This is a genomic window from Marinobacter sp. V032, from assembly GCF_052645435.1.
Map to the genome: position 1 here is coordinate 339,967 of NZ_JBQXYE010000002.1, position 23,672 is coordinate 363,638.

The window sequence follows — 23,672 nt, forward strand, 5'->3', positions numbered from 1 at the left end:
CCCCTTTTCTTGCCTGAACACCCCTCCATTCTGAGAACTCGAGCAGATTGCCCGCCGTGGAAATTCATTACCATGGTGTCGGTATGTAACCACCTGTAAACAGATTTGCGCCGAGATGTTGTTTGCTCATTTCGGTTAGCGGTCCTTGGGGCGCCCGAGACCGGGTCGCAGGTTGGTATAGACAACAACAATTCCCGAAAAATGGATTTTTGCATGCGAGCCAACATGATCTTACGGTCTGGTTGTATGACCCGCCTGGCGCGTGTCCGAGTTAAAGGCACACTCTTCAGTTTCAGGAAACTTGCGCTATATGCCCTGATGCTGCTTAGCCTTGCAGGATGTAAAAGCGAAAAATCACCCGATCAACCAACCGTTATTGGCACGCCACCCCGTACCGCCTACCTGGGGGTGGAGTATTACTACAATTTCGGAGCCTATGGCGGTGACGCCATTCTCGGCTACTCACTAACCAATGCGCCTCCCTGGCTCGGTCTTGAAGACACCAGCAACAAAGCGCGCCAGGGCATCATTATGCGCGGTGTGCCTGGCGTCACAGGCGGCGGTCGTGGCAGCGCCGACCTTGGCAATGCAAAGAGCGTGAATCTCACCACAACTGATGGCCAGCGTCTCGGTGTGCAGCCCTTTGATATCGAGATTATCGGTAATCAGGCCTCGCTTTCGGCTGCAAGACTGCAGGAAGGCAAAGTATCTGAAACCGTTGAGGGTGCCGGGGAGGGTGAAATCTGCGCGATGCCCAAAATGGGCAAGGGGCGCCACAGATTTACCTACAACACCTATAACGAAGACGGTTCCTTTAACGCCACAGCTGACGCCGAGGTAGACACGCGTTCCGTGCTGATAAAGGTGCTGCTTGATCAGCCTTCTGTCCAAACCACCAAAATTGCCTTTGAAATCAAATCCGATTATGACCCCAGCCGGTGCGACGGCAATGCTGTAGCGCCAAACAAGGCCTGCGAGTTCTCCGTGGCCAACCGTTCTTTGGCTCAGATCGATCAGGATGTCGTATTGGTGGGCAATATGAGCGGCGAGTCTGGCCCGTCGCCGCTGCCTGTTCCGGATTACATCCAGGTGATTGATGACCGGTCAGGCGTCATTACGCTGGATCGTGGTATTACCGAGTGCTTTATTCGGCTTGAAGTCGTTGATGATAACTTTTCAGAGCCTTCAGAAAGCTTTGCTGTTGAGCTGAAAGAAGTGCGTCAGGGTCTGGTTGAGTTGGGAGACAACGGGAAAGGGATTACCGAAGATGTGCTGATCGCCGACAACGCACCGCAGGTGTCGTTCTTTACCAGCAATGAGCTGACGTCCTCAGCATTGAACGAGGGCAGTATCGGCACCTACATCGCCAAGCTGGATCGTGGCGGAAAAAGTGAAGACGACGAGGATGAGGACGAAAACGAAGACGAAGACAGCAACGACAATGATGATAATGCGCCACTGGGCGGCACTTATAAGGTTCGATTGGGGAACGATACGGAAACAGCTACTGCGTCTGACGCTGATTTCCGGTTTGTAAAGATTGTTGAAGGTCAAAAAGAGGAAATTACCGAACTTGTATTTCCCGATGGTGTTGATGAACTCACTTTCATCGTAGAAGCGATCGATGATAGCGCGCCGCCCATCCCGCCGTCTGAAGATCCCGCGGGAGATGGCCGTTTCAATGACGATGAAATGATCACAGTTAGCGCCGACGTCTTTTTTCAGGATGGTCGCGAATTCTACGCGGGTGTCGGCGGCACACTGAAGCTCTGGATCAACGAGCAGAAGGAGTTTCTGGTTGCAGGCAGTGATGATATGGGGCTGACACCCAATGATATTGCGGTGGGCGATGCCGGCCGGCTCTTCATTGCCAGTCAGTTTGTCGACAGCGCGGGCAAGCACTTCACCCGGATCGACATTTATGATCGTTTTGGTGCGTTTGAACAAAGTGTCGATATTGCCACTAACTCAACCACGCCTGCGATGCCGAAGATTGCATTCCGTCAACGCAAAGTATCCATCGCGAATTCGCCAACATTCCGAAACGAGGTCGCGATTGCATTCAACACGACCGGTTCTACCGGAGGTGTGGCTAACCTGGGTGGAAGCGATACCGGCGTCGTGTTGTTACGTCGTGATGCGGGAGAACCCCAATATACCCAGATTTGGGCAACCCAGGTGGGCAGCGCAGGTGATGATTCTGTTAAAGACATCGACATTAACCTGACGGGAAGTGTATTTCTCTCCGGTGAAACCAAGGGCGTGTGGAATGACAATGCAGCCAATGCCGGTGGCGTGGATGCCTATGTTCAACGGATTGATACCCAGACGTCCCAGGAAGGTGCTGTGACGGGCGCGCTGGCCTGGACAAAGCAGGTTGGCTCAACTCGGGACGACACCGTGGTCTCGCTTGCTCTGCAGGGCTCAACGCCTTTCAGTATCGGGTATACCGCCGGCAAGGTCGGGTTTGACGCTCCGCTGGGCTCTGATGATATTTTCTTTTTTGGTTCGACAGGCAGTGAAGATATCGAACCGGACATCCATCAGGTCGGTTCAGCTAAAAGCGAAAAATTTAACGATGCTGATGCCGTCGGTTCCACTTTCTGGATGATTGGCGCGGCGCGTCACAGCTACATGAGCGGCTTCGACGCCGATAGTGATGTTGTGTTGAACACCGGCGCCGACACGGCACAGGATCGTGGCTTTATCCTGACTTATGGGCAGGATGGCTCCTATGACTCGGCATTGACGCTTAGCGGGCAGGATAGCGCCAGTCTGCGCTTTGATTCCGGTTCGGCGTTCGCGCAGGATTATGTTATTGGCGGTGTTACTGATGGCTGGTTCACTGATCCGGACAGCTCGGGCAACACCGGGGGCCTGGCCTTTACGCGGATCAAGCGTGAGCTGGTTGTCGTTTTCGATCCCGCCGAGGAAATCCCGGAAGATGCAACCAGTCAGGAGCCAACGCCGATCACCCGCGCCGATCTTACCGATGTGGCCCGGTATCAGGTAGTCTCCAGTGCTCAGGCACCGCAATCAACTCAAGTGATTGCGATGACGTCCTACAAAAGCGCAGAAAGTTACGCGTTGGTGTCTGAACAAATGGGCGGCAAGACCATCTATGGGGTCTATATACTCAACGGCGATGTGGAGTGGCTGAACACTGACTGACAGTGTTCAGACATCGCCTTGCTGAGCGCTGCTTTCGGCGTAGTGGCGAAGGTAATCTGTGCTGGTCACTATGCCCGTAGTCTTGCCGTCGTAGCCAATGACCAGGGCGCTGTCGCGCTGGTGGGCCAACATCAGGCGCGCCAGTTGGTGGGCATCGGTTTCGGGGGTCGCTGTCAGAAATGACGGCATCTCGATTACTGACAAGCTGACGGTATTTTCATCCGCTTTGTTGTGATGAAGCCATGACAGTACCCAGCGGCGATCAATAAGGCCGGCAACCACGTTGTCGGCAACCACTACCAGATGGTTAATGTCGTGCCGATCCATTTCCTGCAATGCTTCCGCCAGCGTGGCCGTTTTGTCTACAGAGTAGATGGATGTTGTTTCCATCCTTGATACAGGCAAATATGCATTTTGCTGATCGGGATCAGTCTGCGCTTGCTCCCCGTATTCACTAAGGGCCCGCTGCTGGGCAAAACGACGCGCCGAATCCTCGGCCGAAATGGTCGCTTCGTTAGTGCTCGCGTGGGCCGCTTTCGACTCATTGAGTTGGTCTACGGCACCGATTTGTCGGTTTTTAACGGTTTCCGGCACCCGGGTCTCTGTCGGGCGTCCCGGCTCACTCGCGAAAATGAACATGGTGGTATCTCGCTATCGGTTACAGCGCAGGGAATATCTTGGCCAGTCCACTATATTATCGGCCAGTAGTGCGGAAACTGAACAGTTTTATGGTTACAGTGCGATAACAGCGGCCCGCCTCAGGCAGACGCGGCGCGATATGACCTGAGCTTGTCAGTCCTGAACCCGGCATCGGGCGAGCGTAAGGCGAGAAGACAAACGCTGTTCGAGGCACTCCGGTTGTCCGGTGATAACGTCGCTCAGCAATTCGGCCAGCAGCGGAGCAAAGGATAGTCCTTTGCTGCCAAGCCCGGTCAGCACGAACAGTGAGGCGCTCGAGTGATCTGTGCCAGCGCTCTCGGTGTCGACTGCTCCTACAGCGGGCTGGTAATCGTGGGTAGTGCAGCGGAAGCTGACGCGCCCCTGCAACGTTTCGGTATCAATGGCACTGGCATCGATTAGGTCGGGTAACCAGGACGCTAGCGTCGAGAGGTTTTCTTCATTGGATTCTGTGGAAGGGGCCGGAGACGGGTTTTTGAGATCAAAGGTGGCGCCGATCAGCGACTGTCCTCCGGTAACAGGATTCACGTAACCATGGCCACAGACCACTCGTTGGGGTGCGCGTAGCTTATCCGCCGGTATCGATGTGACCTGTCCCCGTATTGGTTTGAAGCGATAGCGGCCTGCACCGGGTAGCAGTGATGCGATCTCGTGCCCACCGGCAACAACAAGTTTTGGCGCATAGCTGTCGGTATTGCCCCGGGTTTGGATACACCAGCCAGAAGTCTCCGGAACAATACCCGTGACCTCAGAGTTGAAACACGTGGTGATATTCGGGTGATTGAGCAGGGCGCGGCACAGGTTGGCGGGAATCAACCAACCGCTGTCTGGAAAATAGAGGCCTTCGTGATTGACCGGAATTCCCGCCAGCGTTGTTGCCTCCTCGGAACCCACCGGGCGGAATATGCCGGCCGGGTATTGGCTGCGCTCAAGAAAGCGCGCCTGCCGATCCCTTTCTCTTGGTGTAGTTGCCATTTGCAGCAAGCCGGTAGGAAACCAGAATGCCTCTTCGTCAGAAGGGTTGCTGGTAATGGATAGTGCCCGGTACGCCCTTTGGCTGTGTAATAAGCCCCGTAATGCAAGCTCGGTTTCAGGGCCGAAATCCACGCCCAGTTTAACGTAGAGGGCACCTTGAGGATTGCCCGACGCGCCGTCCGCAGGTTGTGCTCCTTTTGCCAAAACTGTCACTCGATAGCCACGGTCTGCCAGATTGCGAGCTGTTGAGGCGCCGGCTATTCCGGCACCAATCACCGTCACCGCAGCAGCTTCAGACCCAACCGGATATTCAGTTGGCTGGCGGGTAATGAGCGCAGGGTCAGCGATGAACAGAAGCGCATCCCGGGTCGATTCACAGCGGGGCGTTTCACAAATTCTGAAGCCGGCACGTTCCAGCGTGTGTTTTACCCCATTGTTTGGCGCATGGGTCGCAAGCGTTGTGCTGGCATGGCTGTGCTCCGATAGCGCTTTGGCAGCCTTATTGGTCAATAAACCGGGCGCGTTCCCGGCTGAAAAGCCGGCCATAAACCACGCGTCTGCGATAAAGCGGAGTTGATTCCAGCCCTCGACGGGATAGCCAAAGTAAAGCGTGAGCCGAACCCGGCCACCATCAAACAGCAAACGGTGCGCGCCGCGGACCGCAGGCGGATAGTGTGCCTTCAGTTGGTCTGCATATTGGGCAAGCTCGGGCCAGCATTCGAGCGCCCGCTGCAGGTCTTGCTTTGTTAATGGATAAGGCTCAACTGAAACAAAATGGAGCTGGGCTTCGGGGTGTGCGTTGGCTCGCCAGGTCTGCCAGGTCGCCAGAAAGTTCAGGCCGGTGCCGAACCCCGATTCTGCCACCACAAACGCCTCGCCCCGGGCCAGCGCGCTAAATCGGGCAGGGAGATCGTTCAGGTTGATGTAGGTGCTACGAATTGCCTCGAGACCATTATCCGGAACGAAGTAAGGGGCGTCGAAGCGGGATGAAACGGGGTGGCCATCCCTCCAGTGAATCGTATCTGTTTCAATGGAGGGTGATGGTGTGGCGGCGGTCATTAAGAATGTCAGTCTTCGGCAGGTGCATCAGTTTTCTGGTCGTCGCCACCGACAACGCGTGCTGATTGGATGATCACGGGGGTGACCGGAACGTCGTTCATGAATCCGCGACTGGCTGTCGGCATGCCGGCAATAGCATCAACAACGCCCATGCCTTCGGTAACGTCGCCGAAAACAGCATAGCCGGCGCCGCGAACGCCAGCGTCGAGTGACCGGCTATCGACAAGGTTTATGAAAAACTGGGACGTTGCAGAGTCAGGATCGTTAGTGCGGGCCATGGCGATCGTACCGCGCAGGTTGCGAGCGGACTTGCTGGTTTCAAGTGCGATTGGCGCCTTGGTTTCCTTCTTGTTCAGAGTCTTCTGGTATCCGCCCCCCTGAATCATGAACCCGGGGATGACACGGTGGAAGATAGTACCTTCATAAAACCCGTCGCGGACGTAAGCAAGGAAATTGTCCACAGTCTTTGGGGCGATATCCGGGCGCAGTTGAATCGTAATATTGCCTTCCGTCGTTTGGAGTTCGACCTGAGGCATGGCCTGTTCTGCAGGGGTGGCGGCATAAGCGGTGTTCAATGCGAAAGCAACAATGGCGCTTCCGAGGACCAGTGTCACACGACGAAAAGGTTTAACACTGTTTTTGAAAAATAGATTAGCCAATGGTGAAACCTCATGATGTGATCATTGTTGTCAGGCGGGAGTTTAGCAAAGTTCTCTCTGCCAGCCGATGCGCAAAGCATATCAATCATTAAGGGATGTCACAGATTTCGCTTGAGGGCTTACAAAAGCACGCCAATTGTTGTCAGCGCTACAGGCTGCTTGCGTTACCTCACCGGGTGTTACCGAACGACTCGATCAGTTTCTGTACAGACCGGTTAGTTGGACCCATGCTTGGGGAAGCTCTATGCAAGCGACCTTGGAGGAACAAAGTGAAAATAAATCAGGGTAAACAAGAAAAATCCCGGTTGGGGCGTTTACTGGTTAATCGTGGCTATATCTCTGAAGCGGTGCTGCAAGATGCACTGGCTCAGCAACGTGCCTCTGGCGCCATGCTGGGTGAGGTCCTGATAGCAGCAGGTTGGCTTACAGAGCGTGACCTTCAGCGTGTCCTCAAGCATCAAAGCCGGTATCGCAACACGGCAGCGCTGGTCGCAATGTTCGCTATGCCTCTGCAGCCTGTGGTGTCGCTTGCAGCCACTGTAGCCACGCCGGTACTGGCAAAGCCTGAGACAGGGCAGCTGTTTGCAGAAAACGGTGGTATGTCGCCTTTAAGTGATGACGATATGGCGGGGGTTGCAGGTCAGGGGTCCGATTCACTGATTGATCGCATAGAGCGTGTTCGTCAGATGCCTGGTGAAGCCAAAGCCGGCAACGATGCGGCTGTCGATGCAATCGAGAACCTCAAGCTGGTGGCCAACACCTTTGTGCCGATCCTGAACTTTCTTGATTCGGAGCTCACGATCACCGGTGTTCACTACAACGCAGACACGCCCCGGTACGAACTACTCGCCGATGGTGGGCTAAAGTTGGCCCTGCCGGATCGCATTGAACTTGTTCAGATGGATAACATCCGCGTCAGTGGCAGTGAAGGGCCGTCGATGGGCAATGTGAGTCTTCACAATATCCGTTTCGATCCGTCGTCCAGCATGACCATCTACGCCCGTCCTTAAGCGAAAGGCCGCTGCGCAACGAATTTGAAACTGAAACAAGAAGGGAAGTGTGATGTAAGCCGGGACTGAGCGGTGTTGTCCAGCCCCGGAAAAGCGTCAGGCGCTCGCAAGTACGGTCTTGTGGCTCATTGCAGTCGATTGACCGCTGGCACCATAGAGTTTGGCCTGATCAGCACAACCTCTGAATATCTCGGTCAGCCTGCCCAGACGTAGTTGAAGGTTACCGACAATCCTGCCGTTTACCGCATTTTGTTCCTGACACGACTTGAGTTGGCCCGCTGCGGACACCCACAGTTCATTCAGTTCGGTAAGGCCGGCGCTGCGGATAAAGCGCGAAGGCTCGCCCATTTTGGGGTTATAGCCCATATCGACAAGCAGGTGGATTTTGCGTTTCGCCCGTTCGCGAACGTCATTCAGGATCTGGTTCTTTTCCTGAGTGAGCGCCTGGAGGGCTGGCATATCGGAAGACTTGAGGGATTGTCTTTCTTTATCCAGCAGCCCGGTAAGGTGCCGGAGCTGCTGGATGTCTTTCTGGAGTAGTACTTTTAATTCATTAATTGCGGCCATAACTTACTCACCCGAAAATGCTGTTATCCATATCTAGCATTTTCTGGGCCAGTTGTTCCGCATCAATCTTATAGCTACCGTCCGCAAGCGCGGCCTTGATTTGCTCAACCCGGGCGTCATCCACTTCGGGGTAGCTGTCCAGACGTTCCTCGAGTTTTTTGAGGTCACGCGCCTGGCTGCTCAGGCTGACGCTGTCCGAGCGTGTTGCCTGAGCCTTTGCTTGTTCTTGCGGGGCTTCAGGGGCTGGAGTAGCCGCTTTACCTGTGTTTGCACTGGTTTTGGAGTTGACCTGGCCTTGGCCAATTCCATTAAAGTCAACTGTCATAATGATACCTGCAGTGATTAATGAGTTACTGGGTAGTAAACCGATTAATCTTCGTATCGGCCGAGCCCCAACAATCTTTAATATAAATTTTCAAAAATTTCCAAAGCGGCAATGTTATGCCGTTTATCGGCAAGTTGTTGCTGAATTGCCTACATCAGCACTTCGACGCGACCGGGGCCGGTGACAGTGGCCCTGAGCGTTCTGGATGAATGCAGATTCTCAACCATAACCTGTTCGCCCACATGCGCGTTTGCCAGCGCTTTACCCCTGGATTCCACTTCAACCGGGCCTGAGCGCGCCACGATGATAACATGATCGCCACGGGTGACCGCATCCGGCTCGGTCACAATGTCGGCTGTAAATACAGTGCCGGCATTGACGGAACGCCGAACTTCCATGCCAATAAGGGTCTGCGGGTCAGTGATCGGGCCACGGCGCACATCGTTGAGCACAATCGGCTTGGCCTCGATCATGTCTGCAGTCACGCGTGCGCCGCGGGTCAGCGTGCGCGCGGCAATCAGGCCGTCGCCCTGCATGCTGACAGTTGCCGACAGAAAGAGGCGCCATGGACGCTTGTCATTGCATTGCACCTCCAGCGTTGGCTGAGTTGAGCGCATCGGGTCGCTGGAAAACGAAATGTCAGGACCAGACGGGCAGGGCGCAAGGCGAATGCGTGAATCCAGTGTGCCCAGGGTGTAGGTCACCGTCTGACCTTTTGCACGGGCGTCTTCAGTAAATCGGTCAAGGAATTGACGCGCTGCTTTCTGAATGACCTCCGGCGTCGTTTTTTCGACAGCCATTGCCGACGACAGGCTGGCGCACAGCAGGGCGATACAGGTAAACAGTCGTAAAATGATGATGCGCATTTTGCGAAGTATGTCCTATGCTTGCGAGTAGATTCATCGCTTTTTTGGGCGATTACCGGGATGGGAGCGCTAAAGATCTCCCCGTGATTGCCGATAGTAATGAGTAGTCACCTCGCAATATCTGTGCCGGACATTTTAAGGCGCCAGGCAAAGGCGATATCCGAGGTAAACAGACAGTGCTGGCAACCCATCGGACTTCTCACAGATTGTCGTGTCGAGGGTTGTAAGCGCCATTGAGACAGAAACAAACAGGTAGCCACGTTATGGCCGGTGTTCTAGACAGTGTTAACCAACGCACGCAACTGGTGGGGCAGAACCGCCTCGAGTTGTTGCTGTTTCGCCTAATGGGGCGACAGGTATACGGCATCAACGTTTTCAAGGTAAAGGAAGTCCTCCAGTGCCCGAAATTGTCATCACTGCCAAAGAGCAACGCGGTAGTTAGGGGGGTGGCCCATATTCGAGGCGAAACCTTGCCTATTATTGATCTTGGGCTCTCTATCGGCATGCGCGCCATCCCGGCTGAGCAGATTGCCGACAGCTTTATCATCATTACCGAATACAACCGCCGCACGCAGGGTTTTCTTGTGGCCGGCGTAGACAGAATTGTGAACCTCAACTGGGAAGATGTCAGTCCGCCGCCCAAAGGCGCAGGTAAAGACGTATACCTCACTGCCGTTGCACGCATCGAAGAACAACTGATCGAAATCATCGATGTAGAGAAGATTCTCTCCGAAGTGTCGCCGTTGCGTGAAGACGTGGGCGAAGAGCTCGTCACTCGAGGCGCCGCAACCGATCGCAGTGTCAGCCGCCCGATCCTCGTGGTTGATGATTCATCTGTCGCAAGACGGCAGGTGGAGCGCTGCCTACGGGCCATCGGTTTTGATGTTGTTTTGCGTAATGACGGCAAGCAGGCACTGGACTACGTCAAAGAGCTAGTTGCAGATGGCTCGGATATTTCCGATCATCTCGCGATGATGATATCGGATGTCGAAATGCCTGAAATGGACGGCTACACGCTGGTCACCCGTTGCAAGGAAGTGGCGAATCTCAAGTCGCTGTATATCCTGCTTCACACGTCACTGAGCGGTGTGTTTAACAAGGCAATGGTCCAGAAAGTAGGGGCAGACGACTTCATGGCGAAATTCAGCCCCGATGAACTGGCTGAACGGATTATGGAAATCATCGACCAGCGATCCGCCTGAACCGCGTGCCGTATACTTTGAACGTCTTCACCACAACTGAGATCCAATGAAAGCTGAAATTACTCCCCAGGAATATGAGGCCTTCAAAACGTTCCTGCAGGATGCTTGCGGCATTCTGTTAGGTGAAAACAAACAGTATCTGGTCAAGAGTCGTCTCAGAAAGATCCTTGAAGACAACGGTCACGACACCCTGGGCGATCTGGTCAAAAACCTGCAGCGCCCGGGACGTAGTCCGCTCAAGGAAGTTGTCATCGATGCCATGACGACCAACGAGACGCTCTGGTTCCGGGACACCCATCCTTTCCGGATTCTCAGCGACAAATTGCTGCCTGAGTTCGCCGAGCGCAAAACGTCGCAAGGTTTGCGAATCTGGTCTGCTGCCTGCTCCACAGGGCAGGAACCTTACTCGATTGGTATGGCCATCGATGAGTTCCGCCGCACCAAGCCCGGCAAGCTAAAGGGCGACGCCAAAATAACCGCCACGGATATCTCGCGCAGCGTGCTGGATGTTGCTCGCAAAGGTGAATATGAAATGTTGGCGATCGGCAGGGGGCTCTCGCCCGAGCGTCAAAAAAGCTTTTTTGCAACGCTGCCGTCCGGCGGTTGGCAAATCAAGCCGGCAATACGCAACATGGTGGAATTCAAAGAACTCAACCTGCTTGAGCGGTACATGCTCGGCAAGTTCGATTTGGTGTTCTGCCGGAACGTATTGATCTACTTTTCTGCTGATCTCAAACGCGACATCCTGACCCGCATCCACGCCACCCTGAATCCAGGTGGTTATCTTATTCTGGGCGCCTCGGAATCACTCAACGGTCTGCCGGATCTATACGAAATGGTCCAGTGCAACCCGGGCATCATCTACCGCAAAAAGTAGTCAGGGAAACGCTGGCTACTGATTCTTCAGCAAATTGCAGATTTTGAGTTGCCAAAAATACCGAAAACCATTAGAGTTTGCGCCCTCAGATTGGCACGCCAGTTTGAAACAGTTTATTGGAGATGCGGCCGAGTGGCTGACACCAAGGTCGGAACGACCGACTGAACGTCAGAGCGAAGCGACGACGGCCCCGAAGGGGTGAGCTGCAAAGCAGCGAATAACGCGCACGTCTGGAAAGTGTGTACTCGAGCTTGAATCGATACACCGCGCGGCAAAAATCAGACACAGTTATTGGAGAGGTGGCCGAGTGGCTGAAGGCGCACGCCTGGAAAGTGTGTAAACGTTAATAGCGTTTCGAGGGTTCGAATCCCTCCCTCTCCGCCAATAAAAGAACCCGACCTTAGTGTCGGGTTTTTTATTGGCCGATTGGGCAGAGTAGAAGAACCCTCGCGGTTCGACCGGAGCAGGCAACGCCTGCGCAGGAACGTCGGAGCAAAGCGACGACGGCCCCGAAGGGGTGAGCAGCTTTGCTGCGAATAATCCCTCCCTCTCCGCCAATAAAAGAACCCGACCTTAGTGTCGGGTTTTTTATTGCCTGAATTCAGCCAGAAACGGCCGAGAGTCACTATCACGCCCTGCGCTTCACCCCGGAACTCTCCGCGATCAAAACCCTTAACGGGAGACATCCTGGATCACCCACCATATTTCCAACCCTGGACTATATATAGGACAGAACCAACGCCACAGGGGTGGAGAAAAATAGCCAAGCGTGGAGGGTCCTTTTCAAATTTGTACAGTACGATTGTGTGAGCGAATCATAGAAGTCAAATGATTACATGGCGGAGGATGGAGCACTCAGCTAAGCTACTGTTTTATAAATCTATAGGTAGGTAACGCGTTCGATGATTGTGCGTAATCATGAAGCGGTCAGGTTTGTGCAATAACGAAGCGTGCTATCTAACCACTGTTAAGCATCAGTATGAAATCTGAATTAGACAAAGAGAACTATCAAAAATGGCTTGTGGATAAGTGTATCTACAAGGGCAGCACATTGACTATCGAACTAGTCTGCGGAGTGACGTCAGATGAAAAACAAGACCTAGACTTGGGCGATGGGATAGAAATTAAAGGCGTCTACGCAGTAGAGCCAAAAGGAGAAAGATTTAGGGTTTATTTTGATGATGTTGTTCTACTCCAAGCTTTTGATGAGTGCGCTCATAAGACCACTGACCACCAGTTTCGTGACGAAGGTGTCGTCGGCCAATACAAGTCTTCCACTCTGCTTGACTATGTAAGAAACGAAACTTTACTCATGGACATTATGCCTGGAGAGCTTATGCATTTCGAAGTAATGACCGGTGATGATTGGTTTCATGTAATAACCCGAGAAGCGCCAGTGGTCAGTGCGGTCGTAAATGCTTAACAAGTCGATTAAGTTCGTTCCGGCCGTTGGCCTCCACCGGACGTCCCTGTCGGGCCGCCGCTTATCTTCGCGTTAGCTCTAAATATGGAAGCAGTATGGATCTAATTTTTAGTTGGATTGAAGGGCTGTCTCCCTTCCAGCAAAGCATTCTCGGTTCTGCGGTTTTCGCCATCAGCTCTTGGCTGCTTCAAAAAGTCGTCAAAAAAGCGAAGGCAAGTGGTGCGGCCTTCTCAAAAGCATACTCAGAAATTGATGTGCATAAGCATGTGCTTCACAAAGAATACATTCGCTCAGGCAATATTCAGCTAGCCAGTTATGGAGCATCAATTGCGATGCTTCTGGCCGCTCGGTGGGTGATGCTTGGCATTCTAATCATGGTTTTCTTTTTTGGTATTAACTCGCTCTTACAGGCGGATTGGCTTTATGTGGCAGCCGCATGGTTTGCTTTCAATTGCATGCTAGAAGCAAGAAATTGGTTAAAGGACTCAAGTAACCCAGAGACCATTTCTCATGTCCCTGAAGAGACTGTTTCAAGAATCTACGAAAATTTGAGGCCCAAGCCCCAAGAGGAGCTGGAGAACTCGGAAAAGAGCTAACCAGAGCATTAAATACGTTCCGGGCCTAAAGGTCCTCCACCGGACGGCTTTTTCTCCGCTTCGCTGCGTAAAAGCCGCCGTTTATGCAGGCGTTAAATATACGGAGGATTCACCATAGTCGCGTTTCTGCACAAATATAATATTGTGATCGATTTCTTTACCGCATTGATCCCGATTGCCCTAGCCGCTCTCGGATCCTATATCGCAATCCAGCAATATCGGACCAACCGAAAAAAACTGAAGATAGAACTATTCGAAAAACGCTATGCGATTTACGAGTCGGTGCGAGAATATATGGGGGCGGTAGTAAGGAAGCGCTATCCGAATGAAGAAGAGCAACAGCAATTTCTAGTCGAAACAAAAGGTGCTTCGTTCCTTTTCGATGAAGAGATCATGGAGTTCATCGAGGAGGTATGGCAGCGGTCGATCGACATGTGTGAGTGGCATCAAGACGAACTACCATCAACACACGCACAAGAGAAAGCTGATCAGATGCGCTGGTTTGCGGCGGAATTTGGGAAACTAAACGAGCGGTTCTCCAAAGATATGCGTTTAACCCATTGATATTTAACCATCGCAGGCATGGCGACGTCTTTTCCATTGCGGCTTCGCCTCCATTCCAAAGCAGCGCATGCTGCAGGCGTTAAAAATCCGAGTTACCCATGAACAGTAGACACCTTCTATAGTTAGGGTTGCCCCTAGCACGGAGGTGCTTTATGAGCCGCAAGAAGACCCAGGCGTACACCGAAGAGTTCCGCCGGGAAGCCGTCAGAAGAGCCGACCAACCGGGCTGCACAGCCGCGTCCGTTGCCCGTGAACTGGGCATTCATCCTGGCCAGATTTACAACTGGCGTCGCCAGTTTACTCGCCTGTCCGATAAGCAGTTCAATGCCGTTGATGGCGTCGATTACTCCAAGGCGGAGAGCGAAGCCATGCGCAAGCTCAAGCGCGAAATGGAGACTTTGAGGAAGGAGAACGAGTTTCTAAAAAAGGTGTCTGCGTACTTCGCCAAGTCCCAAGAGTGAAGTACGCGCTGATGGATCAGTTTCGTCAGTCGTATGCCGTTCGATTGATGTGTCGGGTGCTGGAGGTTTCGGCCAGCGGCTATTACCGCTGGAAACAGCGCCCAGCGAGTCTCAGGGAACAGCGCAGAGTGGTCACGGAGGCGGCCGTCATGGAGACCTACGCCAGCTTTAAAGCTCGTTATGGTGCTCCCCGGATTGCCCAGGAGCTGAGCGCAACCGGTGTTCCCTGTTCCGTTAACTATGTGGCCGGAATCATGCGGGAGAAGGCTATTCGAGCCCGCAACGGCAAGGCATTTAAATACAGTCGCACGTCTGAGGCGATGACGAACGTGGCAGACAACCTGCTGTGGCGTCAGTTTGCAGCGCCGGCTCCAAACCTGAAGTGGACGACCGACATTACCTACATCTGGGTGAATGGCCGCTGGCTTTATTTGGCGACGGTGATGGACTTGTACTCGCGCCATATTGTTGGCTGGTCGCTGGATATGAGCATGACAGAGCAACTGATTACCGATGCCCTGAGCATGGCCTATGGACGCCGAGAGGTGAACCCGGGATGATTGTGCATTCGGATCGTGGTGTTCAGTATCGGTCGACAGGTTACCAGGATTACCTGCGTTCAAGGGGTTGTGTACCGAGCATGAGTCGTAAAGGGAATTGTTGGGATAATGCTCCGATGGAATCGTTCTTTAGTCGGCTTAAGGTGGAGTTGATCTACGCTGAGTGTTTCGAGTCGATCGCAGCGGCCAAATCCGCTATCTTCGAGTACATCGAAATCTTTTATAACCGAACGAGAAGACACTCCGCTTTGGGCTATCTCAGCCCGGTGGAATACGAGCGCAGATGCGCATAACCGAGTGTCTACTTTTCGTGGGTAGGACCAGCGGAATCAAATAGCGACGGAGTAAGATTGAAAATCAGGAGTAGAGAGGAACTGGCGGAATACGTGAATCACGGCAACAGAGTGAAGTATGTGTATTTCTGGGGACACAAGAAGCCAAAAATCGGCGTGACGAAAAGCTGCTTCAGTCAATGGTATGACGCGCCATTCAAATGCGAAGGCAAGTGTTTCATGACGGCTGAGCATTACATGATGTACCGCAAGGCTTCTATCTTTGGTGATTGCGATGCTGCAAAAAGACTTTTGGCCGCGACTAATCCTGGAGAAGCAAAAGCTATTGGGCGTGAGGTTAAAGGTTTCAATCAAGCAAAATGGGACACATGTCGCTTTGAGATCGTGGTTGCGGGTAACTTGGCAAAATTCAGTTCTAATCCGGAACTGAAGGAATTTTTACTTAACACGGGTAGCCGAGTTTTAGTCGAAGCAAGCCCAGTGGACGAAATTTGGGGTATCGGCATGGCCGAAGATGACCCTGCCTGTGAAAACCCAAACTTGTGGAAGGGCGCTAATCTATTGGGATTCGCGCTAATGGAAGTGCGCGATCAACTATCGTCGTAGGTCGCGCTTAACAAGCGCCCGCAAAGGACAATGGACTTCCCCCAGTGTAGTGGACACGCATCGCCAACTCTGGACTTACCCCGGTGCAGTAGACACGCATCGATAGCACCATTTCCTGTATTAGTACCTTCTTCTGCCCCTTGCCACGGCGTGCCAAGCAAGTAAATCTCCCATTAATTCGCTCCCACCAACTGCACGGTTACCCCACCATCCCCCGGAGTGACATGAAGAGCCTGATAACTGTCTATAGTGGCGTGCCTGGTCTTCGGTGGCTCGGATTGCAGCGCAGCAACGACGATGACGCTTGCACCCGCCGTGACGCCTGCTTCGATACCTGCAGGCGCATCCTCGAATACCAGACAATCCCCGATGTTGACTTGCAGTAGCTTGGCCGCCAACAGGTAGCCGTCGGGCGCCGGTTTACTGCGTTCCACGTCTTCGGCGGTCACCATTACTGAAGGCAATGGCAGGCCGGCCGCGGCCATGCGTCGTTCTGCCAATGCCCTTGGTGCCGAGGTGACGACAGCCCAGCGATCAATTGGCAGATCTCTGAGCAACGCTGCTGCACCGGCAATCGCTTCTGTTCCTTGTACATTGTCGATTTCAGCGCGTGTGATGCGTGCCGCCTCTACTTTGGGGTCGACGCCGGGAAGTGCCTGGCGGCGAATGGTTTCTACTGCCTGAACCCCGTGGATGGTTGGCAGAAATTTCTCTACGTCAATATCATGTTCTCGCGCCCATTCGGCCCAGATGCGCTCAGCTGAGGCGAGAGAACTCAGGACCGTACCGTCCATATCGAAAAGAAGCGCTGCAAAGCGCCCGGGCGAAAAGTTCGTATCGTCCATATAAGGAAAGGTCCGTTGTGTCGAAGTGGGTTGGTATCACAGGGTAGAGGTAAGGGCGCGATATTGGCGGTTGATCTGGCTACAGTTATCTGAATTTTCGATATCACACCGGCCTATTTGGCAAACAATTGACCCATGTCCTTGAATGCCTTGAACTCCAACGCATTACCGCAAGGATCGAGTAAAAACATTGTCGCCTGTTCCCCCGGCTCGCCTTTGAAGCGAATGTACGGCTCGATCACAAATGACGTGTCGCGATTGCGCAGTCGCTCTGCCAGCGCCTCCCATTGTTTCCATTCGAGAACGACGCCGAAGTGAGGCACTGGCACATCGTGGCCATCTACGGCGTTGGTATGGGCGTTTTCCTGTGAGGGTGTTCTGGGATGCTCGTGGATCACCAACTGATGGCCGAAGAAATCGAAATCAACCCAATGATCACTGGAACGACCTTCTGCCAGACCAAAGGTGTCGCCATAGAAAAATCGGGCTGCTGGTAAATCGTAGACAGGAATGGCGAGATGAAAAGGTGAAAGCGCCATGGCGTGCTCCAGATACGGGACGGCGTTCAATAAAATTTGGGCCGTATAAATAAAGGGTGATGACCGACCAAAGCTTAGACGGTTTGAGTCACTATGCTTTTTTGATTCATAAAATTCCAGGGCTCGAACAGATGTGCACAGCTATAGCGTGATTTTTCGAATTCACCAGGGGAGGTTGGGTTCTATTGGTTCGAATGGAACAGAATAAAGCCGGATTGACCCGGAAAGTAAAGATCCCGGGTGGGCTAGTGCTTGCCCGGGATCTTTACTGTTATCACTCGCCGGCAACCGGCTCGTTGGGGAACCATTCGGATACACCCTGGATATGACTGATGCTGTCGCCGATGAGTATCGGTATCTGCCAGCGCTTGACGATGCCGGACTTGGCTGGATTCTCAACTTTACCGGCATAGGCTGCTCGCGGCTCGATCCAGCCGTAGCTGGGCCCGCCTGATACTTGGGCCCAGTTCGCCTCGGTATTATCCCCACTGTCAACGAACGACGGCGTGCCGGCAGGTGCAACCCTGGCCCAGGTCGAGCTGTGACGATTGGCTTCAACGCCATTCTGCGAAAAACGCAGGAATGGTTCGTCATGCTCTCCCATCAGCGTCAACGGCGATTCGCCCCGGTAGGACAGGAAAAGCCCCGGACGGGAACTGCCCGGCATGGCACGTACCAGCGCATGACCTTTCAATGCTCCGACATCCGATACCTTCGCCTGAACGATTCCGCTTGCCGTGGGTTGGTACTCGAAGCGTCCGGAAATCACGCTTTCAGTTTCCCCCAGTCTTACCGGAACCGACCATTGGCCTACGAACGCACGTTCACCTGCGTCGACGACCTGATGGGGTATATCGATCGCGTCTGTACGCAGTCGCAAATCGAACCAGCCCCAATTCGGCGTCGCCTCGACGACTGACCAGCGTGGCGTGCCGGAAGCGTCGGCTGAAATTGCGCCGGGCGCCATGATGGTATTGGTGCGGTGAAATGCGGCTGTGCCAAGATCTCCTTCGGTATTTCCCGGTCCGATGCGCAGGAAGGGGCGGCCTGCTTCGTCTTCGATGGTTAGCGGTTTGCTCGTTGGATTGGCCACCAATAGCTGGGGTGCCAGGGTCTTGCGCAGCTGTACCCGCAGTGATGACAATTCCGGCGGTAGAGGATCAAGCACGGCACGTACGCTGCCGCTGTCTTCATCCGAGCCACCGCCGTGGCCATGGGCGGATGTACCCCAAAGCAGGTTAGCTGCGATGAACGCAAACAAAAGCCGCCCCCGAAGGGGCAGGCTGCGATTGGAGCGGCTCATCATGGATTGCCCACAAGATTGGTGAAGTCAATCACCAGGCCTTGCAATGCAACGGGTGCGCCGTCCACGGTTTGCTTAAGCACCGAGGCACCGCCTTCGATCGCAACGCCGGCTTCGGTCAGAAGCTGCGGCGTGCCATCCCGAAGCTGGCCAAGGGTGGGTACCGCGCTAATGCCGCCCGAGCTCAGGTCGAAAATCGGATCCAGCAGCGAACCGCCATTGTTGCCGCTGTTGAGTAGCCCACCGAGCAGGCCTCCATTGCTGTCGGCTTCCTGGGGCGCCGGGTCGAGCTGCTGGGCGAGTGGGCCCTGCGGATTGCCGGGGTCGGCGAGCACGCTTACCGGCGTGGATTCCGAAGGTACCCGCATGCCGTCATCTGCCTTGTAGCTGACAAACAGCATGTATTGGCCGGCCGGAAGAACCGCACGGTTAGCGGTCATTTTGACTGTTACCTTGTCGTTTCTGCGGTCTATGATGGGCAACACCACTGAGCGCTGATCGCCGTCAACCAGGTGAGTAGTCGCCTTGCGACGGACAAGCATGACCTGGTCAATGTCTGACCGGTCTGTGCGGATATCGAATTCACCACCATTAGTAAGCAGTGCGACAGGCGCCTGTTCGATCATCGGACGATCATCCCGGGTAGCGTAGGGTGGCGTGTAGATTTCGAACGACGGGTCGCGCCCGGCATAGTCCGCAAATCCCAGCTCATCCAGATTGATGAATGACAGATACGCGGTGTTGATGGGGGAGTGACCGCCCACCAGAACCCGTCCATCCGTCATTAGCACAGCGGTGTTGTGGTAGGTGCGTTCACGGTGCGCTGAGGCCATTGGTTTCCATGTTTCGGTTTCAAGATCAAAACGCTCGGACTGGATGATCGCGCCTTCCAGCCCCGTAGCCACCACGCCATCGCGTGTGCCACCAGAGAACACCATCACGCTGTTGTCAGGCATCGCCACGCCCGAACCGTACCAACGCGGCTGGTTGAGCGAGCCAGTCAGGCGCGACTCGTAGGCCATTTCATCGCCGTTGCTGGTAACGGTATCGATACGTGATGAGGAAATGGGCAAGTAGCCGCCCGGGCTGCCGGCCGTCACATAAGTTGGTACGCCGCCGGCCGTCAGGAACTCTGACTTGTGATATCCGCCGTTGCTATCCGGACGCAGTGGCAGTTGAATCGAGAACGTCGATCCGCGCATGCCGGAACCAATGGCACGCTCGAGTGCACGGTCGTCGACCGGGGTCTCAAGCAACTGACCAATCGCAGCTGTCGGATCATCCAGTGTCTTGCCGACCAGATCACTGAGAAGACGCTCTACCTGATCTGGATTGATATTGGTTGGATTGAGCGTGGTGCTCAGTGCGTCCAAACCCAGTTCGTTGAGCCGCAACGGAAGGCCGGCATAGCCCAGATCTGTCCACTGCTTTGATTCAGGATTATAGGTGCCGACGATGTTCCACAGCGCCTGGTCATAAGCCTGCCCGAAGGGATTGAAAGCCTGACCGCCGGCGTTGTAGAACACATGGCCGTTGGGCAGCAGATGCATGCGCGGGAACAGTGGCAGCGAGCGCTGAGCGGCTGAGCCGTTGTTGCTCCAGGTACCGCTGTCGATATCGTAGGTTTCGGTTTGGGCGACGTTGCGGCCGGACTGAAGAGGATCTTCCGGGTACACCGGCTTGAGCAGTTTGGTCACGCCGCTGGCGACGAATACATCGCTGTTGGCCAGGCTCACCAGGCTTGGGTACCAGCGGCCATATTGCATGTCACCGCTCTGGCTCCAGGTGTTGGTTTCCGGATCGAAGATGCGCGAGGACTTCAGGCCCTCCAACTCCACTACGCCCACAGGCAGGCCGTCAACGCCGGGCTCGGTGTAATAGTCCGTGCCGCCGACCGCCATCATTCTGCCATCGGGAAGAAACACAACATCGGCACAGAACAGTGCGCCGTCATTTTTGTCGGTGTTGTCAGCGGTATCGAGCAGCCCGCCGGTCAGCGTGGTGCTGTCGTTGCCGTCGGGATTGGCGCCGCCGTCGTTAGGAGTGGGCTTGATCCAGCTCGGCTGGTCATTCTCGTCCAGCGTCATCACGCGTGACTGGTCGTTGACCGAGACTTCACCGAACTGGGCGATCACGGCGAGCTCAACGTTTTCCGTGCCTTCCAGCGCATTCAGATAAACGAAACGGCCATCTCCTAGCACAGCGATAGTACCTGCGGCTGGCTTGCATTGAAGGTCTCCGCCGGCATCCACAATGCAGCGGTCACTGGTGGCGACCTGTTCGCCGTCAACCTGAATGGTGGGTTCGGCAAAGGGTTCGCTAAAGAAGCCGCCGTCCCCGGTGACCGCAGAAGGCTGGCCATCGCCGGCACTCTTGCCGTCACCGCCGAGCAATCCGCCCAGTAGACCAGCGTATGCCGGCGTCGTCCCCGCGATGGCCAGGGCCATCGCTGATGCCAGAGGTAATCGCATGTAGTTCTTTTCTACGCGCATGTAGCACTCTCCCCGCAGGAGCCGACCGGAGTGCGACTCCGCTTTATTGTTGTATTTCCCTCCCGGCTTGGAAGCCGAGTGGTCAGAGCTAGTACGCGCGGCGGTTACATTTGGTTGCAGAGAACGTTTTGTTGCCGGACTTTTGCTTTGAAGGGACTGAGATAATTACATGAGCGAGGTGAGCCCATCTGCCGGTTTAGGGTGCGCTAGCAAAGGGCTCCGGGGTTGCCACTGAATGATGGGGATAGCCGATTAAAGCTCTTGGCAGACAGCTTGCGTTTCCTGAGCCAGATAGTCACAAAACGCTTGTACATCCTCATTGGAGAAACGGCTGGAGAGAAATTCACTCGGAATCATTCCTTCATCCCATCTTGATGTGGCCAGCACATAATCCGGATCCTTTTCTTCGCCGGCGCCCTGAGAAATCGTCACTTCTGCAGTCGTCTGGTGGATATAAAGATCCCGCAGCTCCTTGTTACAAAGTAACTGAACAGACCCACCCTGGTCGTCGCACTCATAGCCGGCGCGCGTAAAAAAGCCGTTTGCCACAGTGAAGAGGGTATCTTCACTCAGGGTTTTCTGGTCGGTGTACGAGATCATTCTCAGGTTGTCACCGGTTACATTGGTACAGCCTGAGAGCAGGGCCGACAAACACAGTACAGTGACAACAAAAGGGGTCTTCATAGGTGAGTGCTCAAGGTAATCGTGTGTTTAAAAAAGTGAAAATGAGAGTGCGCTTGAACGGACTTCTATCTGCCCGAACAAGCATTTTTATCCCATCAGGTCCGCCCGTTGTAAGTTTACCCCTCTGCTTTTTCTACTGGAACTTGTGGCGAATTTAACCTACTACAAAGTAGGTGCTCCGAAAGGATCATTTCTACATTCGCAGGTGCCCGCTAGAGTGAAGTCGTCGAGACGTGCACCGCATTGTCGCGGTTGTTGAACGTTTTCGCAGCCAATAACAAGAGAGGTCACGGTCATGATTTACGCACAACCTGGTAAGGAAGGCTCTGTTGTCTCCTTCAAACCCCGCTATGAAAATTACATCGGTGGCGAGTGGGTCGCACCGGTAAAAGGGCAGTATTTCGAGAACATCACGCCTGTAACCGGCGCGGTGATTTGCGAAATTCCCCGTTCCTCCGAAGAAGATATCAACCTTGCACTGGATGCCGCTCATAAGGCTGCACCGGCCTGGGGTAAAACGTCGATTACTGAACGTTCCAATATTCTGTTGAAAATTGCAGATCGTATTGAAGCCAATCTCGAGAAGCTCGCCGTGGCCGAAGCCTGGGACAACGGCAAGGCGGTTCGTGAAACCCTGAATGCTGATATTCCGCTTGCGGTCGATCATTTCCGGTACTTCGCCGGCTGCATTCGGGCTCAGGAAGGTCATATGGGCGAAATTGACGGTAATACCGTTGCCTATCACTTTCATGAACCGCTGGGGGTGGTAGGGCAGATCATACCCTGGAACTTTCCGATTCTGATGGCAGCCTGGAAGCTTGCACCCTGTCTGGCCGCGGGCAACTGCACGGTGCTCAAACCTGCCGAGCAAACTCCGGCCGCCATTCTGTTGATGATGGAGCTGGTGGGTGATCTGTTGCCCCCGGGTGTGGTGAATATCGTTAATGGCTTTGGTGCAGAAGCCGGCCAGGCGCTGGCCTCCAGCAAGCGTATCGCCAAGATTGCCTTTACCGGCTCCACGCCCGTTGGTTCCCACATCATGAAATGCGCAGCGGAGAACATCATTCCGTCCAGCGTGGAACTGGGGGGCAAGTCGCCGAACATCTATTTCTCTGATGTGATGCAGGGCGAGCCCGAGTTTATCGATAAGTGTGTTGAAGGTCTGGTGCTGGCGTTTTTCAATCAGGGCGAAGTCTGTACCTGTCCATCGCGGGCCTTGGTACAGGAAGACATGTATGAAGAATTCATGGCCAAGGTAATTGAGCGCACCAAAACGATTAAACGCGGCAATCCACTGGATACCGATGTTCAGGTCGGCGCTCAGGCCAGCAAGGAACAGTTCGACAAGATCATGTCCTACATGGATATAGGCAAACAGGAAGGTGCGCAAGTGCTGACCGGTGGCGGCCGAGAAGTGATGGACGAGGAGTTTAACGAAGGCTTCTATATCCAGCCGACGCTGTTCAAGGGCGACAACAAAATGCGCGTCTTCCAGGAAGAGATCTTCGGCCCCGTTGTGGGGGTGACGACCTTCAAGGACGAAGAAGAGGCGCTGGCGATCGCCAATGACACCGAGTTTGGTCTTGGTGCCGGTGTCTGGACTCGTGATACTAATCGCCAGTACCGCATGGGGCGTGGCATTCAGGCTGGTCGGGTGTGGATGAACTGCTATCACGCCTATCCGGCAGGTGCGGCGTTCGGTGGTTACAAAAAGTCCGGTGTGGGGCGTGAAACCCATAAAATGGCGCTTGAGCATTACCAGCAGACCAAGAACATGCTTATCAGCTATGACACCAATCCACTGGGCTTTTTCTAACACGCTTGGTCTGAAACTTAGAGTTGCACTAGACGGGGCGGGGCGTGCTGGATCGCCTTTCTAATGCCCTCAATTAGGCACAGGGAGGTGTCGCCCCGGTA

General features: G+C 54.2%; 22 protein-coding genes, 1 tRNA gene and 1 pseudogene. 13 read left to right on the plus strand and 11 right to left on the minus strand.

Annotated features, from left to right (window positions below; translation table 11 throughout):
• The first annotated feature begins 246 nt into the window (after positions 1-246).
• Positions 247-3,171, plus strand: a complete 2,925-nt coding sequence (locus tag ACUN9X_RS13110; RefSeq protein ID WP_445473370.1) for a hypothetical protein — start codon at positions 247-249, stop codon at positions 3,169-3,171.
• Between the two features lie 6 nt (positions 3,172-3,177).
• Here the strand turns inward: ACUN9X_RS13110 and ACUN9X_RS13115 are convergent, their stop codons facing one another.
• The 3 genes from ACUN9X_RS13115 to ACUN9X_RS13125 all read right to left on the minus strand — a co-directional run bounded on the left by ACUN9X_RS13115 (position 3,178) and on the right by ACUN9X_RS13125 (position 6,542).
• Positions 3,178-3,810 carry a CBS domain-containing protein gene (locus ACUN9X_RS13115; RefSeq protein WP_445473371.1) on the minus strand — a complete coding sequence of 211 codons (633 nt, stop codon included), beginning with the start codon at positions 3,808-3,810 and terminating at the stop codon, positions 3,178-3,180.
• 153 nt (positions 3,811-3,963) lie between these two features.
• Positions 3,964-5,883, minus strand: coding sequence for an FAD-dependent 5-carboxymethylaminomethyl-2-thiouridine(34) oxidoreductase MnmC (mnmC, locus tag ACUN9X_RS13120; protein ID WP_445473372.1), 1,920 nt, complete (start codon positions 5,881-5,883; stop codon positions 3,964-3,966).
• An 8-nt stretch (positions 5,884-5,891) separates the two neighbouring features.
• The gene (locus tag ACUN9X_RS13125) at positions 5,892-6,542 is read right to left on the minus strand and encodes a peptidylprolyl isomerase (RefSeq protein ID WP_445473373.1); all 651 of its coding nucleotides are present in this window, start codon (positions 6,540-6,542) and stop codon (positions 5,892-5,894) included.
• Between the two features lie 269 nt (positions 6,543-6,811).
• Between ACUN9X_RS13125 and ACUN9X_RS13130 the strand changes: the two genes are divergently transcribed.
• Complete coding sequence (locus tag ACUN9X_RS13130) at positions 6,812-7,552, plus strand: pilus assembly protein PilB (protein WP_260037575.1); 741 nt, start codon at positions 6,812-6,814, stop codon at positions 7,550-7,552.
• Between the two features lie 96 nt (positions 7,553-7,648).
• Here ACUN9X_RS13130 and ACUN9X_RS13135 read toward each other — a convergent pair whose 3' ends face one another.
• The 3 genes from ACUN9X_RS13135 to flgA all read right to left on the minus strand — a co-directional run bounded on the left by ACUN9X_RS13135 (position 7,649) and on the right by flgA (position 9,310).
• Positions 7,649-8,119 (minus strand): flagella synthesis protein FlgN, encoded by a 471-nt coding sequence (locus ACUN9X_RS13135; RefSeq protein WP_445473374.1) that lies wholly within the window; start codon positions 8,117-8,119, stop codon positions 7,649-7,651.
• 7 nt (positions 8,120-8,126) lie between these two features.
• Positions 8,127-8,444 (minus strand): flagellar biosynthesis anti-sigma factor FlgM, encoded by a 318-nt coding sequence (gene flgM / locus ACUN9X_RS13140; RefSeq protein WP_260037571.1) that lies wholly within the window; start codon positions 8,442-8,444, stop codon positions 8,127-8,129.
• Positions 8,445-8,593: 149 nt separating this feature from the next.
• Positions 8,594-9,310, minus strand: coding sequence for a flagellar basal body P-ring formation chaperone FlgA (flgA, locus tag ACUN9X_RS13145; protein WP_445473375.1), 717 nt, complete (start codon positions 9,308-9,310; stop codon positions 8,594-8,596).
• A gap of 263 nt (positions 9,311-9,573) precedes the next feature.
• Here flgA and ACUN9X_RS13150 point away from each other — a divergent pair, with 263 nt between their 5' ends.
• The 10 genes and pseudogenes from ACUN9X_RS13150 to ACUN9X_RS13195 all read left to right on the plus strand — a co-directional run bounded on the left by ACUN9X_RS13150 (position 9,574) and on the right by ACUN9X_RS13195 (position 15,892).
• A complete protein-coding gene (locus ACUN9X_RS13150; protein ID WP_260037568.1) occupies positions 9,574-10,512 on the plus strand; it encodes a chemotaxis protein CheV in 939 nt (312 codons plus the stop codon).
• Between the two features lie 46 nt (positions 10,513-10,558).
• Positions 10,559-11,389: a CheR family methyltransferase gene (locus ACUN9X_RS13155; RefSeq protein ID WP_260037567.1), complete on the plus strand. Its 831-nt coding sequence runs from the start codon at positions 10,559-10,561 to the stop codon at positions 11,387-11,389.
• 293 nt (positions 11,390-11,682) lie between these two features.
• Positions 11,683-11,773, plus strand: a tRNA-Ser gene (locus ACUN9X_RS13160).
• A gap of 595 nt (positions 11,774-12,368) precedes the next feature.
• The gene (locus ACUN9X_RS13165) at positions 12,369-12,812 is read left to right on the plus strand and encodes a hypothetical protein (RefSeq protein WP_260037559.1); all 444 of its coding nucleotides are present in this window, start codon (positions 12,369-12,371) and stop codon (positions 12,810-12,812) included.
• A 95-nt stretch (positions 12,813-12,907) separates the two neighbouring features.
• Positions 12,908-13,408: a hypothetical protein gene (locus ACUN9X_RS13170; protein WP_445473376.1), complete on the plus strand. Its 501-nt coding sequence runs from the start codon at positions 12,908-12,910 to the stop codon at positions 13,406-13,408.
• A gap of 144 nt (positions 13,409-13,552) precedes the next feature.
• Entirely contained in the window at positions 13,553-13,972 is a 420-nt protein-coding gene (locus tag ACUN9X_RS13175) for a hypothetical protein (RefSeq protein ID WP_445473377.1), read from the plus strand.
• A 152-nt stretch (positions 13,973-14,124) separates the two neighbouring features.
• Entirely contained in the window at positions 14,125-14,433 is a 309-nt protein-coding gene (locus ACUN9X_RS13180; protein ID WP_445473378.1) for a transposase, read from the plus strand.
• Positions 14,397-14,993 (plus strand): annotated as a pseudogene (locus ACUN9X_RS13185) (IS3 family transposase); the annotation flags it as partial. The gene ACUN9X_RS13180 and the pseudogene ACUN9X_RS13185, both read left to right, overlap by 37 nt.
• Positions 14,990-15,286 (plus strand): IS3 family transposase, encoded by a 297-nt coding sequence (locus ACUN9X_RS13190; RefSeq protein WP_445473379.1) that lies wholly within the window; start codon positions 14,990-14,992, stop codon positions 15,284-15,286. The pseudogene ACUN9X_RS13185 and the gene ACUN9X_RS13190, both read left to right, overlap by 4 nt.
• Positions 15,287-15,343: 57 nt before the next feature.
• Positions 15,344-15,892 carry an NADAR family protein gene (locus ACUN9X_RS13195; RefSeq protein WP_445473380.1) on the plus strand — a complete coding sequence of 183 codons (549 nt, stop codon included), beginning with the start codon at positions 15,344-15,346 and terminating at the stop codon, positions 15,890-15,892.
• A 173-nt stretch (positions 15,893-16,065) separates the two neighbouring features.
• Here ACUN9X_RS13195 and ACUN9X_RS13200 read toward each other — a convergent pair whose 3' ends face one another.
• From ACUN9X_RS13200 to ACUN9X_RS13220, 5 genes are all read right to left on the minus strand, one after another.
• Complete coding sequence (locus ACUN9X_RS13200) at positions 16,066-16,737, minus strand: HAD-IA family hydrolase (RefSeq protein WP_445473381.1); 672 nt, start codon at positions 16,735-16,737, stop codon at positions 16,066-16,068.
• Positions 16,738-16,850: 113 nt separating this feature from the next.
• Complete coding sequence (locus ACUN9X_RS13205; RefSeq protein WP_445473382.1) at positions 16,851-17,276, minus strand: VOC family protein; 426 nt, start codon at positions 17,274-17,276, stop codon at positions 16,851-16,853.
• A 274-nt stretch (positions 17,277-17,550) separates the two neighbouring features.
• Positions 17,551-18,582, minus strand: coding sequence for a hypothetical protein (locus ACUN9X_RS13210; protein WP_445473383.1), 1,032 nt, complete (start codon positions 18,580-18,582; stop codon positions 17,551-17,553).
• Positions 18,579-21,071 carry a galactose oxidase-like domain-containing protein gene (locus ACUN9X_RS13215; protein ID WP_445473384.1) on the minus strand — a complete coding sequence of 831 codons (2,493 nt, stop codon included), beginning with the start codon at positions 21,069-21,071 and terminating at the stop codon, positions 18,579-18,581. Before ACUN9X_RS13215 ends, ACUN9X_RS13210 begins: the two co-directional genes overlap by 4 nt.
• A gap of 252 nt (positions 21,072-21,323) precedes the next feature.
• Entirely contained in the window at positions 21,324-21,671 is a 348-nt protein-coding gene (locus tag ACUN9X_RS13220) for a hypothetical protein (protein ID WP_445473385.1), read from the minus strand.
• Between the two features lie 379 nt (positions 21,672-22,050).
• Here ACUN9X_RS13220 and exaC point away from each other — a divergent pair, with 379 nt between their 5' ends.
• On the plus strand, positions 22,051-23,571 hold the full coding sequence (gene exaC / locus ACUN9X_RS13225) for an acetaldehyde dehydrogenase ExaC (RefSeq protein ID WP_445473386.1): 1,521 nt from the start codon (positions 22,051-22,053) through the stop codon (positions 23,569-23,571).
• Positions 23,572-23,672: the final 101 nt, after the last annotated feature.